The sequence below is a fragment of the Undibacterium sp. Ji83W genome (assembly GCF_049340385.1).
Classification (GTDB): Bacteria; Pseudomonadota; Gammaproteobacteria; order Burkholderiales; family Burkholderiaceae_D; genus Undibacterium.
Genome location: NZ_JBMPOZ010000016.1, coordinates 101,170 through 115,360, shown reverse-complemented (window position 1 = coordinate 115,360; position 14,191 = coordinate 101,170). Strand labels below are relative to the sequence as shown.

The window sequence follows — 14,191 nt, the reverse complement described above, 5'->3', positions numbered from 1 at the left end:
TCACGTCAATGCAATTCAAAAAATGATTAAAATTTGCTCCTTTAGTTTCAAAGTGTTAAAAGTGAGTAACTGATTTCGAAGCTAACTAACTGAATATAAAAGCAGTATAATTAATTATAAATTGACATTTTGAAATATGGGTAAAGACACTGCAATCGAATGGACGCATCATACGTTTAACCCTTGGTGGGGTTGCGTAAGGGTCTCTGCTGCCTGTGATCATTGCTATGCGGAAACTTGGGCAAAGCGTTTGGGCGAAGATGTGTGGGGGGCTAAAACAGAACGACGATTCTTTGGTGATGCTCATTGGAAAGAACCGCACAAATGGAATGCAGATGCTGTTGCACAAGGTATTAGAAAGAGGGTTTTCTGTGCATCAATGGCTGACGTATTTGAAAATAGGCCAGATCTTATATCGCATCGACTTAGACTTCTAGAGCTTATTGCTCAGACGCCACAGTTAGATTGGCTTCTGTTAACTAAGCGTATTCACCTAGTAAAGAAGCAACTTCCGAAAGGATATACGTTTCCCTCAAACGTATGGCTCGGAACTACTGTTGAAAATCAAGCCGAAGCCGACAAGCGAATTCGGCACTTATTAGAGTTTACTACCCCTGCTGTCAGATTTTTATCCTGTGAACCATTACTTGGACCAGTTGATTTACAAAAATATCTGAAACGTAACCAAGCTGGCATCCGAGTTGACTGGGTTATTGCTGGGGGCGAGTCTGGTCACGGTTCTCGACCAATGGAGCCTCAATGGCCCGATGAATTGCGTAAACAGTGTAGTGCCGCTAAAGTGGCATTTCACTTTAAGCAGTGGGGGCACTGGGCTCCAATAGAGCTCACTACCGATGTATTGACAAAAAAGACATTAATACATATTGTTCGCCATGGTGATTCCGAGATTCAGCTTGCTGCAGTGGGGAAAGGTAAGGCTGGGAGAGTGCTTGGTGGTCGGCATTGGGATCAGTTTCCGAAACTTCAAAAGAGTAAGTGAACCGTCATCGACTGAAAGGATTTATCCTTGGCGAAAGGCAAGCATTACGACTGGAGGGATGGTCCTGCTGAACTGGATCTTCACAGCCTGACCAAACATGATGTGTTAGTTGGTTACTTGGTTCGATATTTTGAACAGCGTACGCTCAAGGCAAGAGGAATGGAGCGATTTCGTTTGACTTTGGTTGATGGATTTTGTGGTGGTGGCCTATACACAATTCGCGGTACCTCTCAACAAGTACTCGGCTCGCCCCTACGAATGCTTAAAGCTGTCGAAGAGGCTACGACCTTAATTAATCGAGATAGAACGAAGAAATTGGATTTAGATATCCAGTATGTCTTTATTGATAAAAATAAGCATGCGATCGCGTATTTAATGCAGGTGCTTAAATTGCATGGCTATGGTGCCAAGATTGGCAATTCTATACATCTTTTATGTGAGGAATTTGCATCTGCAGCTTCTGCGACTATTGCCCAGGTTGCGCGACACACGCCTCGGGCCGGACGAGCCCTTTTCTTTCTTGATCAATACGGATACACCGATGTTCCGGCGCCGTTAATTCGTCAGATTTTTACAAGTTTGCCACACAGCGAGGTGGTACTTACTTTTCATGTCTCCTCATTTGCAACATACACTAACGATGAATTCGCGGAGCATGTTGGAAAGGCGCTTGCAATTGATGTCCATGAAGCACTTGGCGGCCAAACAATTGAAGACATCAAAGGCAACGATGCAGATTGGCGTCGCTTTATTCAAGGTGCACTATATCAAGCCTTAGTGAGTAAATGTGGAGCACAATTCTTTACACCTTTTTTTATTCGTGGGCAAGGGAGTGGTCATGGCGAATATTGGCTTGTTCACTTATCTCAGCATCACCGCGCTCAGGACGTTATGAAGCAAGTCCATTGGCAGTTTCAAAATCACTTTGTGCATTACGGTGGTGCGGGACTTGATATGCTTGCACCGCACACAATGGGCTTTCGTCAAGAGTTTACTGGAGGTTTTCAGTTTGATGACGTCGCTTTGCATCAATCAAATTCGGCACTAATCCAACAATTGGCCGTAAATATCGCATCAAGAACTTCGCCAGTGACTGTGGGAGAGTTGTTTTCTTCGACTTGCAATACGTCGCCTGCGACTGCGGGGATGTATAACACTGCGTTAGAAATGCTCATTGGTGAGAAAGAAATAGCTATTAAATCTGAAGATGGTAAGTCTAAACGGTATGCGCGATATATATGCGATAGCGACCTAATTCAGCGATGCCTACAAAAGAACCTTTTTCATTCCACAACATTGAGTACGCTTCGATGAGCTTTGTACTCGCGCATGATTCAGATCCCTATGCAGATTTGCCGATTGAACACGGCAGACAAGGCGACGGAGTTGGCGATTGGGTGCCAATGCAAAAGCATACTTACTTGGCAAAATATGTGGAAGGGACACGCCAAGCACGCAAAAAATTTCGTCATCGAATTTTTATAGATCTTTTTTGCGGCCCCGGTCGAATTCAAGTAAAAGGTGAAGCTATAACACGTCACGGCGGATCTATCGTTGCGTGGCAGCATTCTTTGCTTAGTAATGCAGGGTTTACCTCATGTTTAATTGGCGATCTTGACGTAGAGCGTGTCCGCGCTTGTGAGGTTCGTTTAAAAGCCTTTGGGGCACCTGTGAGAGCGTTTGAAGGTCCTGCTGAAAGCACCGTTGACCTAGTATTGAAAACAGTTCCAACTGGAGCGCTTTGTTTGGCATACTTAGATCCGTACAATTTGCAGTATCTAAGTTTTAATGTAATTGAGAAGCTTGCCAAGCTCGAGTATATAGATTTCGCAGTTCATTTTAGCACCATGGATTTGCGTCGCAATGTTTTGATGGAACGTCATCCAGAAAGAGCAAGATTTGATCTCACTGCACCCGGTTGGCGTGAACACATCGATCCGATGGCATTTGTTCGTGGTGATGCAGATGAAGAGTTTTTCGATTATTGGTGCGGGCTTGTAAAGAGCCTGGGGTTTAATATTAGCCAGCGTATGCCGCTGGTTCGGGATAATGGCAATAGGCCACTTTATCACCTCGTTTTCTTTAGCAGACATCCGTTCCCGAATCGTATTTGGGGAGATGTGGCGCAGGGCTTAAATCGAGAGTTGGATTTTGGGTAGCTGGAACAATCTGCGCAATACTTCCTGATCGTTCACTTGATTAAACAGTGAAGTGTTCGTTTTCTAGGTCAGTTTGATCCACATGCCACTTCTTGGCGAAGGCCGTTATTGAGCCATGCCTAATCCTCAAATCCAGTTCTTTCAAATTGAGATGAAGATGCCGTTGAATTGCATTTAAAAATATTTTTAGTGAGAATCTATGAAATCAGACAAAGAAATTGCAACTCAGGCGATTGATTTACAAAGGCGTGGACGTGATTACGCGCTTATTCAGATACCAGCTTACGAATTGTGGTCTAACAAAAAATTGGTAGAAGGGGAATCTGAAGCACTAATTGCACATCTTGATGCGACAAGTATGTGGTTATTACCAGAAGAGGTTCAATCCGTCACAGAATCGGACTTTGAGGAATTATTGAGTGATTTAAAAGAGTCACTCGGTGAGTAGGGGGATTTTTGTAACTTTCAACAAAAAACCCGCTAAAGCACAAGGCTATAAGCGGGTTCTTTGCATCTTGCAGATCGCTCTGCAAGAAAATTCTGGTGGTGATAGGTGGACTTGAACCACCGACCCCAGCATTATGAGTGCTGTGCTCTAACCAACTGAGCTATATCACCAAGAAGCCTGCGATTATGTCAGTTTGGCTTTTGGCTGTCAATATGCAAAACCAGATTTTGATGGGAACTGCGGCTATTTTTGCCTAAAAAGCAAAGCATTTCTGGTTTTGTGTCTGAATTATGCTGCGTATTGTTAAAAATGAGGTTCGCACTGAGAATCCCAGCCAAGCTCGTAGTGAGCTTGGCTGGGATTTACTCTGGGCTTGCCAATGCCTGCCTGACGCTGTCCATGATCTGCGCCTGGGCGTTGGCTGCGAGGCAGTCGATGATGATGCGGTTAGGCATGGATCTTAGCCAGGTGACCTGGCGTTTGGCGAGTTGGCGGGTGGCGATGATGCCTAGCTCGCGCATTTCTGCCAGGGTGGTCACTCCATCGAGATAATCCCAAGCCTGGCGGTAGCCTACGCAGCGTATGGATGGCAGGTTGGCGTGCAGGTCTGGTCTTTGTTTTAGGACCTTGACTTCGTCGATAAAGCCTTGCTGTAGCATGGTGTCAAAGCGCAGGGCGATGCGTTGGTGGAGTACGCTGCGCTCTGATGGTTCCAGTGAGATGGCGTGCATGTCGAAGGGTGGGGCGGCGCGCTCTTGTTTGGCCAGCAAGGCGGACATGGGCTGGCCAGTGATGGCGATGATTTCCAGGGCGCGTTGTATGCGCTGGCTGTCTTGTGGTTTGAGTCTTGCTGCGGTTTCCGGGTCCAGGGTTGCCAGTCTGGCGTGCAGGCCGGGTACGCCTATGCGGGCGGCTTCTGCATCGAGTTCTGCGCGTATGGCGGGGTCTGCGCCTGGCAGGTCATCAAGGCCATCCATCAGGGCTTTGAAATACATCATGGTGCCGCCTACCAGCAGGGGCAGCTTGCCTCTGGCTTGTATCTCGCTGACCAGTCTTTGCGTATCTTTGCGAAACTGCGCTACCGAGTAGGATTCTGCCGGGTCGATGATGTCGATGAGGTGGTGCGGCACTGCGGCCAGTTCTGCTGCATTGGGTTTGGCCGTGCCTATGTTCATGTCGCGGTAGACCAGGGCAGAATCGACGGAGATGATTTCTGCCGGGTAGTGGCGCGCAATTTCCAGCGCGGCGGCGGTTTTGCCTGAGGCAGTTGGCCCCATGATGGCGATGACTTTGTTAGCTAAGATATTCATACAGGTTGTTCTGCCGGGATCAGCGCAGGGAGGGCGCGGGCGGCGATAAAAATGAGGCTGCCCATGCTGCAGGCGATGATGGCGAGTGGGTAGACCGTGCCATTATGCGTGGCACCAACGATGCTGCCGACGATAAAGGCGACCAGCATATACAGCGCCCCCATGAGGCCAGCAGCAGTGCCTGCCTGTTGCGGGAAAGGCGAGACAGAATTGGATTGCGAAATAGGGAAGTTGATGCCATGCGCACCCATGGTCATGAACATGATGGGCGGTAGCATGGCCCAGTGCTGTACGCCCGCCAGTGTCATTGCCAGAAAAGTCGAGCCCGCTGCAAAAGACAAGCTGCTGCCCATGCGCATGGTGATTTTTGTGCCAAAGCGTGCATGCAAGCGGCGGCATACCACGGTGCCACTGAGGTAACCGGATACACCAAAAGCAAAACAATAACCAAACCAGGCTGTTGGCAAAAGCAGCACCTTGATCAGTACAAAGGATGCGCCAGAGATAAACACAAAGATGGAGCCATACGACAAGGCACCGGGCAAGGCATACACCCAGAACACCGGCGCACCCAGCACGATGCGGTAATTGCGCAGCAAGCCGCTGACATTGGTGGCTTTGGCATCTTTATACAGATTGGTTTCTGGCAGGCGCAAGATAACCATGATGAGCAAGGCTGCTGCCAGCAGGGCATGCACAAAAAATGCCGCACGCCAGCCCAGATTGACTTGCAAGAATGAACCCAGGATAGGCCCAAGCAAAGGTGCGGCAGATACCCAGCTACTGGCCTTGGAAATGACCTTGATGCTGTCTTGCGGATCATAAGCGTCGCGCACTATCGCACGTGCAATGATGACGGCAGAACAGCAACCCAGGGCTTGTAAGAAGCGCGCAATGATGAGCATGCCCATGCTTTGCGATGCGCCACACAACAGGCTGGCGAGCAGGTAAAGGCTTAACCCGGCGATGACGACGGGGCGGCGGCCAAAGCGGTCAGATAGTGGGCCTATGACCAGTTGTGCACCACCAAAGCCAGCGACAAAGATGGACAGTGTCAGTTGCACAGTGGATGCAGGCACATCAAACACCGCTGCCAGGCTGGGCAGGGATGCCAGGTACAGGTCAGTCGATAGCGGTTGCAGCATCAGGAATGCGGCAATCAAAAAGAACAGCGGCGCTGTCGAGAACTGGGCGATGGCCTGGGCTGGCTGGTTCATGCTTGCTTTTGAGTTAGTCACGCTATTGATCACGTTCTTAAGCACATCACTGCCCACGCAAGAACATCTTGTCGAGATCATTCAAACCCAGTTGCACCCAGGTCGGGCGGCCATGGTTGCACTGGTCTGAGCGTTCTGTATGTTCCATCTGGCGCAGCAGGGCATTCATTTCTGGCACGGTCAGGCTGCGGTTGGCGCGCACGGCAGTGTGGCAGGCCAGGGTGCCCAGCAATTCATTACGCCTGTCTATCAGGACGCGCGAGCCACCAAATTCGCGCACTTCACGCAAGACGTCACGTGCCAGTGACTGGGCGTCGGCATTCTTCAAGAGAGCTGGCACGGCACGTACGGCCAGCGTGGTTGGCGAGATGGCGGCCATGTCAAAGCCCAGTGCCTTGAGCGTGTCCTGATGTTCTTCTACCGTGCCAACTTCTACTGCGTCGGCAAAGAAGGTGATGGGGATCAGCATGGGTTGCACCGGCATGCTGTTTTCATCAAGGGCGTTTTTTAATTGTTCGTAGAGTATGCGTTCATGGGCGGCGTGCATGTCTACCAGTACCAGGCCCTTGCTGTTTTGTGCCAGCACATACACGCCATGCAATTGGGCGAGGGCAAAGCCTAATGGGTAGTCGTCATCTGGCAGGCTGTTGGCGACCTGGTTGGCGGGTGCATAGCTGGCACCTGCTTCATTGACGCCACTACCGATACCCGGGCTGAAGAAAGCGCCATAGTTTTCCATGCTTTGGGTGACGCCGCCATTGGGCTGTGGGCGATAGGGATTCTGGTAGGCATTGCCGTAGCCGCCTCCACCAGTAGCACCTCCTCCTACAGCATAGGGGGATGGGTTGGCAAACTGCGCTGCAAACGTGGTTTGCTCGCCGGATATCCACGGCGTGCTGCCATTTGCGGGTGCGGCTATGCCAGAGCCTGCAGACATGGGGCCGGGGACAGTGCCAAAGGCGGTCGCCGATGTTTGTGCCAAGGCGCGGCTGACGGCATGGAAGACAAACTGATGCACAGAGCGGCTATCGCGGAAGCGTACTTCTATCTTCGATGGGTGCACATTCACATCGACCAGTGCCGGGTCCAGGTCCAGCCCCAATACATAGGATGGATAACGGTCACCATGCAACACGTCTTGATAGGCAGCGCGCACGGCATGCGTCAGCAGTTTGTCGCGCACGAAGCGGCCATTGACATAAAAGAACTGTGCATCGGCGCGGGCCTTGGATGCCGTGGGCAGGCCGACAAAGCCGTGTATACGCAAGGGGCCTGCGCTTTCATCGAGGGACAGGCGGGCATTCGAGAATGCTTCACCCAAAATCTGTGCGCTGCGCTTGTCGATGGCGCTGACATTCCAGTGATCAACGGCTTTGCCATTGTGGCTTAAAGAAAACGAGACGTCGGGTCTGGCCAGGGCTATGCGGCGCACGATCTCGGCGCAATGACCAAATTCTGTCTGCTCAGACTTTAAAAACTTGCGTCTGGCCGGGGTGTTGTAATACAGGTCTTGCACGTCCACCGTCGTACCTTGCGCGCCGGATGCGGGTGAGACCTTGCCGTTTTCTATCTGCCAGGCATGTGGAGCATCTGCGGTGCGGGTGGTCAGCGTCAGCAGCGATACCGAAGCGATGGAGGCTAAAGCCTCGCCACGAAAGCCCAGGGTGGCGACATGTTCGAGCTCATCCAGGCTGGCAATCTTGGATGTTGCATGGCGGGCCACGGCCAGCGTTAACTGGTCTGGCGGTATGCCGCGGCCATTGTCGGTAATGGCAATGCGCTTGACGCCGCCTTCTTCCAGGCGGATGACGACATTGCTGGCACCGGCATCGAGGGCGTTTTCCAAAACTTCCTTGACGACGGCAGATGGCCTTTCCACGACTTCGCCAGCGGCGATCTGGGAAATCAGGTTATCGGGCAAGGCCAGGATGGGGCGATGGGTAGCAGGGTTCGAATTCATCTCATGATTATACCTGTCAGGCGTCTCAGACATTGCCGTCTGGTGTATGATTGCGGCGGCTTTATGTACAGACTATCTAGACCCTGGGACAATAATGGATTTTATGCAACTCCTCGACATGATTTTACATGTCGATAAAATGCTGGGCACCGTCATTCAGCAATACGGCACGCTGGTGTATGTCGTGTTGTTTGCCATCGTGTTTTGCGAAACGGCATTTGTGATTTTCCCATTCCTGCCTGGCGATTCGTTGTTGTTCATCGCAGGTACTTTTTGCGCCACCGGGTCTATGAGCGTGACGTTGCTCATCACCTTGCTGGTGATTGCTTCAATTACTGGTAACTCCATCAATTACTGGATAGGCAGCTTGATTGGTCATAAAGTGCTGGAAAAAGACTACCGCTGGATAGACCGCAAAGCCTTGATGAAGACCCATGAATTCTATGAAAAACATGGTGGCAAGACAGTCGTGCTGGCGCGTTTCATCCCGCTGGTGCGTACTTTTGCCCCCTTTGTCGCCGGTTTTTCTGAGATGACGCACAAAACCTTTCAGTTGTATAACGTGCTGGGTGCCTTGTTATGGGTATTCAGTGTGGTATTGAGTGGTTATTTTTTTGGTAACATTCCAATTGTTCGTGACCATCTGAATACCATCGTGCTGATTGGCGTTGGTGCTGCAGTCGTGCCTATTATTTTGGGCGCTTTGTGGAAATTGTTCCGGAGACCGAAGAAGGCATCCTGAAGAACCTGAAGGTATTGTGAAAGCACAGTCAACTTCATCCCATATCATCTGGCTGCATGCCAGTGCACCGTTGAAGCCTGCCTTGGGGCAGGCTTGTAATGGTTGTGGCGTTTGTTGTGCAGCAGAACCCTGCCCGGTGGCGCGGGTGTTTTTATGGCAGTTGCGCGGCAGTTGCCGGGCGCTGGAATGGAATGGGGATGTGCAGCAATATCGTTGTGGGATGTTGATCCAGCCCGCCAGCTATGTGCGCTTGCTGCCATTTGCCTGGCAGAGCTGGTTTGCCAGGCGGGTGAAGCGGTGGATCGCGGCAGGGACTGCTTGTGATTCGGATGCTAGTGTGGTGGAGTAGGTTTTGGATAGGGTTTGGTGAAATTGCTTTTGCAAAATTCCTTTTTCTTTCAATGCCGATTGAAGCGCCACAATTTTTTGTAGGTTGGGCCGGGCCTCGCTAGAGGCTACGGGGTATCCATTCGTAGGTTGGGCTACGATTTACCAGCCCAACACTCGGCGTTTAAATAACGTATACGTTTGTTAAGGCCCAGTGTTGGGCTGATACCCCGTAGCCCAACCTACGCTCCGTTTTTGAGTTGGCATGTGAATACCGCCTCCCCACCTACCTGAATATAACCGGCAATATACTCGCGCAGAACAGGGCTGCGGCGATATTGCACACAACCAGTTTGCGGGGGGCGCTTAAATCTGGTTTCAGGTCATCTGCACGCATTTTTTCTTCCAGGGCTTTGGCGATTTTTTCTGCGGTCTCTTCGCGGCTGCCCGAGCCGGCGGCAGGATTGCTTTCCAATACCCGACCTATCACAGAAATAAAATCAAACTTTTGCAGCAGCGAGCTAACGACCAGCTTGTTGACGGCGGATTGCTCACCCATTTTATTGAGTTGTTCGGTGATTTTTTCATGGATGGCCGCGCTGGTGCTGCCAGCGTTATGGGCCTTGTCCAGCAACTGCGGATAGCTGTCGGTCAGTTTGCCAACGACAAACTGGCTCAGGTCAGTACCATGACGTTCCGCCAAAAAATGCATGGCAGCAGCGACACCCTGCTTTTTACCCATGAAGAAATACAGGATGGGCGCCAGCAAGGTCGTCACACAAAGAAATAATAATGGCAAGCCGCTGTGGCCCCTGCCAGCCCAACTGGTAAAAAACAGCAATAAAACCAGGTTCAGGAATACCCCGAATGCTGTGTAGCCTATGAGGCGGGAAGTGATTTTTACGCCAGCCAGGGCGCTTACATTCAAGATGGTTTTGATTGCCATAGGGGCAGATATTTCCTGTGAGGGGACAAATTGTTTCCGGTGCTTGGGCTATGTCGGCAAATCATAGCATACAGATAACAGCACCCCCGGAAATGCAACTGCTAGCGCGTCATCAACAACAAGCGAAGGGCCAGCAAGGACAGCACAGCCGCCAGCACATTTGCCTGCAGCCTGGCGGCCTTTGTGTGGCGCATCAGGGCATGGCGTGTGACATGGCCAAAGCTGCCCAGCAAGGCATGAAAAACAGTGCTGATGATGGTCAGTGCCAATCCCAATATCAACAACTGCTGCGTGACCATGCCTGCTTGTGCATCGACAAATTGCGGCAAGAACACCATGAAGAATAACAAGGCCTTGGGATTGAGCAGGCTGTTGAGGCAGGAACGGGCAAACACAGTGCGTAGCGGCACGGTCCGAGCTGTAGTTTGTATTGCTGAAGCAGGACTACGTAGCGCCTTGTAAGCCATCCACAGCAAATATACTGCTCCTGCATAGCGTATCAGATCAAAGGAAGGCGGCCAGGCAATGATGATGGCGCTGATGCCGCAGGCTGTCAGTATAGTCAGCAGGATATCGGCAAGCCCTATGCCCAGCGCAGCAGCAACACCGCCACGCACACCATATTGCATGCCACAAGTCATGACAAAGGCCATGTTCGGGCCGGGTGAACATAGCAAGAGCAAGACGGCAATGCTGAAGGTGGCTAGGGTACTCAAGCTGATCATGGTGGCATCCTGGTGATTGCTGAAAAGATGCAGGCAGTGTAGTCTTTTGATCTAATACAGTAAAAAAATTGTTCTAGATACTCTCTCGTTGTTATTTTATGTTGTCATCCTATGGCCCTGGCTCGCTACAAATCCATCGTTGATGATTATGCTACCCGCATCCGCAACGGTAAATTGCGTCCCGGTGCGCAGTTGCCGACCCTGCGCAAGCTTATGCAAGAGCATGGCATTGCGCTGGCGACAGCGTCGCGTGTCTACACTGAACTGGAGACGCATGGCCTGGTAGCCTGTGAGATGGGGCGCGGCACTTTTGTGCGTGATACCAGCCTGCCGCGTGGCTTGGGTCTGGAGCAACAGACCTTGCAATCTGGTGCGGTGGATTTGATCTTTAATTATCCTTGCCTGCCTGGGCAAGATGAAATGCTGCGCGAAGGCTTGCGTTGCATCGCCAGTTCCGGTGACCTGGATGCCTTGCTGCATGCCGCACCCCAAGGTGGTCGCCCGCATGAACGGCAGATCATTGCCCGACATTTACGCAACCGTGGTTTGCGCCTGCCTGCTGAGCAAGTACTCATCGTCAACGGTGCACAGCAAGCGCTGGCGGTGACGGTGCAGGCCCTGCTGGCACCGGGCGATATCCTGGTGACGGATGCGCTGACCTTCCCCGGCATGAAAACACTGGCACTATCTGCGCGGCTGGATGTGGAAGCCTTGCCGCTGGCTGATGGTAAATTGAATTTGCCAGCCCTGGCTGCGCTATGCAAACTACGGCCAGTGCGTGCCGTGTATGTCATGCCCACCATGCATAACCCCATGGGTACGGTGATGACAGATGCAGAGCGCCAGCAGCTTGCGCAACTGGCGCAAAAGCACCAATTCCTGATCATAGAAGATGGGGCTTATGCCTTCCTGGCAGAACCTGCACCCAAGCCTGTGTTCACTTATGCGCCCGCGCAGACTGTGTATATTTCTGGCCTGTCAAAAAGTGTGGCATCGGGTTTGCGCATAGGCATGCTGGCTGCACCGCATGCATTGATACCTGCGCTGGAAACAGCGATACGCGTCACTTCCGGCAATACGCCGTCATTGATGATTGCCCTGGCTTGCCTGTGGATAGAAGCGGGAATCGTCGATGAGCTGGAAGTAAGAAAGCGCAAGGATGCCAGGCAGCGGCAACGCCTGGCGCGCACAGTTTTGCAGGGCTGCGATGTCAGATCGCATCCCTCATCTTATTATGCGTGGCTGAGTCTGGGCGAAGGTGTGCGGGCTGAACAGATCACGGCAGAGCTTGCGAAACAAGGCGTCATGGTCAGCACGGCAGATGCATTTTCTGCGGGTGCAAGTGCGCCGCAAGCCTTGCGACTGGCACTGGGTTCCATCCCGCTGGATGCGCTGGCACATGCGCTGCATAAAGTGCAAAAACTTTGCAGTTACTAAATGCCTGGATAGCACATCAAGCACACCATGCACATCAAGTCATGCGGTTTTTAGCCAGCGGCGGGTTCTTGGAAAAATATTTCTTGATGCCCTTCATGACCGCATCTGCCAGTTGATCCTGATAGGCATTGTCGGTCAGCTTGGCTTCTTCTTCCGGGTTGGAGATGAAGGCTGTTTCTATCAATATGCTGGGAATGTCGGGCGCTTTTAATACCGCAAAGCCAGCCTGTTCAACCGAACCCTTGTGCAGCCTGTTGATGCCGCTTATCTCGCTAAGCACGACCTTGCCCAGCTTCAGGCTGTCATTGATTTGTGCGGTTGTCGATAAATCCAGCAAGACGCTGGCAAGCTGCTTGTCATGCGTCTTGATATTGACGCCACCGATCAGGTCGGCAGCATTTTCTTTATCTGCCAGCCAGCGGGCAGCAGTCGAGCTTGCGCCTTTTTCTGACAAGACAAATACGGACGAGCCGCGTGCGCTGGAATTGACAAAGGCGTCGGCATGCACGGACATGAACAAATCCGCCTGCACGGCGCGGGCTTTTTGTACCCTGACATTCAGCGGCACAAAGTAATCTGAATCACGGGTCAGCATGACGCGCATATTCGGGTGCTGTTCTATCTTGGCCTTGAGGCGCTTGGCAATTGCCAGCACCACGTCTTTTTCACGGCTGCCGCCACGACCTATGGCCCCGGGGTCTTCACCGCCATGACCAGGGTCGATGGCGATGGTGATCATGCGGGTCAGTTGTACCGGTTTTTCCTGTTTTTCTATGGCAGGCGCACCGGGTTTGATTTCTGGCAGGGCATCCAGCTTGACTTCAGGCTTGGGTTCAACTTTGGGCTCACTCTTGCCCGCCAATATATCGGCCGGGTTGGCGGTTGCCACTGGTGCCTGGTTGATGCTGCCAGGTTCCTTGTTCCATTCACCTTTTTCTATCAATGCAGCCAAAGGGTCAGTGGGATTGGCAGGGTAGAGGTCGAATACCAGCCTGTGCTTGTAATTGCCTACCGGCGGCAGGGTAAATACCTGCGGGCTGACTTCTTCTTTGAGATCAAACACCAGGCGCACGACGTTGGGACGGTTCTGTCCCACGCGTACCTGCTTGATGTAGGGATCATTCGACTTGATCTTGGCGACCAGTTCCTTGAGCTTGGCATTCAACTCCAGGCCCTCGATATCGACAAACAGGCGATATGGGTCTTTCAGCACGAAATGATTGGTTTTCAGCTCGCTGTCATTTTCCAGCGTGACGCGGGTATAGTCTTCTGCCGGCCAGACGCGCACGGCCAGTATCTGCGCCGCCCTGGCAGCAGGTGCCAGGACAGAGAGCAGCAGGGTGCCGCCTGCCTTGAGCAGGACGCGGCGTTTTTGGGAGCGCGCTGTACCAGTACCAGGCGTACTTTCAGGGCTTACAGATTCGGGGCGAACTTGAGTGATGCGAGACATGCGATACCTTTAGCAGACAACGCGTGCAATTCTACCTCACGACCGTTACCGGCGACGCGCAAAAATACATTCAAATCGGGTTCTGGCAGCACACCATCGGCTTTTTCTGGCCATTCAACGACGCAGATATTGCTGTCATTAAACTCTTCCCGAAAGCCTGCTTCGGCAAATTCATCTGCACTGATCATCCGATACAGGTCAAAATGCATGATGGTGACAGCCTGACCCTTGATTGTGATCTGGTAAGGTTCGGCCAGGGTATAGGTCGGGCTTTTGACATTACCGTTATGACCGGCGGCATGGATCATGGCGCGGGTCAGGGCAGTCTTGCCTGCACCCAGGTCGCCATGCAAAAAGATGCTCATGCCCGGCGTCAACGCATGTGCCAGGCATTTGCCCAGCGCCTGGGTAGCTGCTTCATCGGCGAGTGTGGTCTTATAATGTGACATTTCCTGCAAAGTTCCTATTCA

General features: G+C 51.9%; 14 protein-coding genes and 1 tRNA gene. 7 read left to right on the top strand and 8 right to left on the bottom strand.

What is annotated here, in order from left to right:
• The first annotated feature begins 136 nt into the window (after positions 1–136).
• From ACO0LD_RS22725 to ACO0LD_RS22710, 4 genes are all read left to right on the top strand, one after another.
• Positions 137–1,000 carry a DUF5131 family protein gene (locus ACO0LD_RS22725; protein WP_423010450.1) on the top strand — a complete coding sequence of 288 codons (864 nt, stop codon included), beginning with the start codon at positions 137–139 and terminating at the stop codon, positions 998–1,000.
• Between the two features lie 27 nt (positions 1,001–1,027).
• Positions 1,028–2,314, top strand: coding sequence for a three-Cys-motif partner protein TcmP (locus ACO0LD_RS22720; protein WP_423010449.1), 1,287 nt, complete (start codon positions 1,028–1,030; stop codon positions 2,312–2,314).
• Complete coding sequence (locus tag ACO0LD_RS22715) at positions 2,311–3,159, top strand: three-Cys-motif partner protein TcmP (RefSeq protein WP_423010448.1); 849 nt, start codon at positions 2,311–2,313, stop codon at positions 3,157–3,159. Before ACO0LD_RS22720 ends, ACO0LD_RS22715 begins: the two co-directional genes overlap by 4 nt.
• A 199-nt stretch (positions 3,160–3,358) precedes the next feature.
• Positions 3,359–3,607: a hypothetical protein gene (locus ACO0LD_RS22710; protein ID WP_423010447.1), complete on the top strand. Its 249-nt coding sequence runs from the start codon at positions 3,359–3,361 to the stop codon at positions 3,605–3,607.
• 93 nt (positions 3,608–3,700) lie between these two features.
• Here ACO0LD_RS22710 and ACO0LD_RS22705 read toward each other — a convergent pair.
• From ACO0LD_RS22705 to mutL, 4 genes are all read right to left on the bottom strand, one after another.
• A tRNA-Met gene (locus tag ACO0LD_RS22705) sits at positions 3,701–3,777 on the bottom strand.
• 192 nt (positions 3,778–3,969) lie between these two features.
• A complete protein-coding gene (gene miaA / locus ACO0LD_RS22700; RefSeq protein WP_423010446.1) occupies positions 3,970–4,917 on the bottom strand; it encodes a tRNA (adenosine(37)-N6)-dimethylallyltransferase MiaA in 948 nt (315 codons plus the stop codon).
• A complete protein-coding gene (locus ACO0LD_RS22695; RefSeq protein ID WP_423010445.1) occupies positions 4,914–6,134 on the bottom strand; it encodes a multidrug effflux MFS transporter in 1,221 nt (406 codons plus the stop codon). The genes miaA and ACO0LD_RS22695 overlap by 4 nt, the downstream gene beginning before the upstream one ends.
• A gap of 46 nt (positions 6,135–6,180) precedes the next feature.
• The gene (gene mutL, locus ACO0LD_RS22690) at positions 6,181–8,094 is read right to left on the bottom strand and encodes a DNA mismatch repair endonuclease MutL (RefSeq protein WP_423010444.1); all 1,914 of its coding nucleotides are present in this window, start codon (positions 8,092–8,094) and stop codon (positions 6,181–6,183) included.
• A 94-nt stretch (positions 8,095–8,188) separates the two neighbouring features.
• On the opposite strand from mutL, the gene ACO0LD_RS22685 reads away from it, so the two are divergent.
• Together ACO0LD_RS22685 and ACO0LD_RS22680 are read left to right on the top strand one after the other, a co-directional pair.
• Complete coding sequence (locus ACO0LD_RS22685; RefSeq protein WP_423010443.1) at positions 8,189–8,836, top strand: VTT domain-containing protein; 648 nt, start codon at positions 8,189–8,191, stop codon at positions 8,834–8,836.
• Between the two features lie 16 nt (positions 8,837–8,852).
• On the top strand, positions 8,853–9,185 hold the full coding sequence (locus tag ACO0LD_RS22680; protein ID WP_423010442.1) for a hypothetical protein: 333 nt from the start codon (positions 8,853–8,855) through the stop codon (positions 9,183–9,185).
• Positions 9,186–9,449: 264 nt separating this feature from the next.
• Here ACO0LD_RS22680 and ACO0LD_RS22675 read toward each other — a convergent pair whose 3' ends face one another.
• Positions 9,450–10,109 carry a hypothetical protein gene (locus ACO0LD_RS22675; protein WP_423010441.1) on the bottom strand — a complete coding sequence of 220 codons (660 nt, stop codon included), beginning with the start codon at positions 10,107–10,109 and terminating at the stop codon, positions 9,450–9,452.
• Between the two features lie 101 nt (positions 10,110–10,210).
• Entirely contained in the window at positions 10,211–10,834 is a 624-nt protein-coding gene (locus ACO0LD_RS22670) for a LysE family translocator (protein WP_423010440.1), read from the bottom strand.
• Positions 10,835–10,945: 111 nt separating this feature from the next.
• Here ACO0LD_RS22670 and ACO0LD_RS22665 point away from each other — a divergent pair, with 111 nt between their 5' ends.
• Positions 10,946–12,271 (top strand): PLP-dependent aminotransferase family protein, encoded by a 1,326-nt coding sequence (locus ACO0LD_RS22665; protein ID WP_423010439.1) that lies wholly within the window; start codon positions 10,946–10,948, stop codon positions 12,269–12,271.
• A 34-nt stretch (positions 12,272–12,305) separates the two neighbouring features.
• Here ACO0LD_RS22665 and ACO0LD_RS22660 read toward each other — a convergent pair whose 3' ends face one another.
• Together ACO0LD_RS22660 and tsaE are read right to left on the bottom strand one after the other, a co-directional pair.
• On the bottom strand, positions 12,306–13,721 hold the full coding sequence (locus tag ACO0LD_RS22660; protein WP_423010438.1) for an N-acetylmuramoyl-L-alanine amidase: 1,416 nt from the start codon (positions 13,719–13,721) through the stop codon (positions 12,306–12,308).
• Positions 13,685–14,170 carry a tRNA (adenosine(37)-N6)-threonylcarbamoyltransferase complex ATPase subunit type 1 TsaE gene (tsaE, locus tag ACO0LD_RS22655; RefSeq protein WP_423010437.1) on the bottom strand — a complete coding sequence of 162 codons (486 nt, stop codon included), beginning with the start codon at positions 14,168–14,170 and terminating at the stop codon, positions 13,685–13,687. Before tsaE ends, ACO0LD_RS22660 begins: the two co-directional genes overlap by 37 nt.
• Positions 14,171–14,191: the final 21 nt, after the last annotated feature.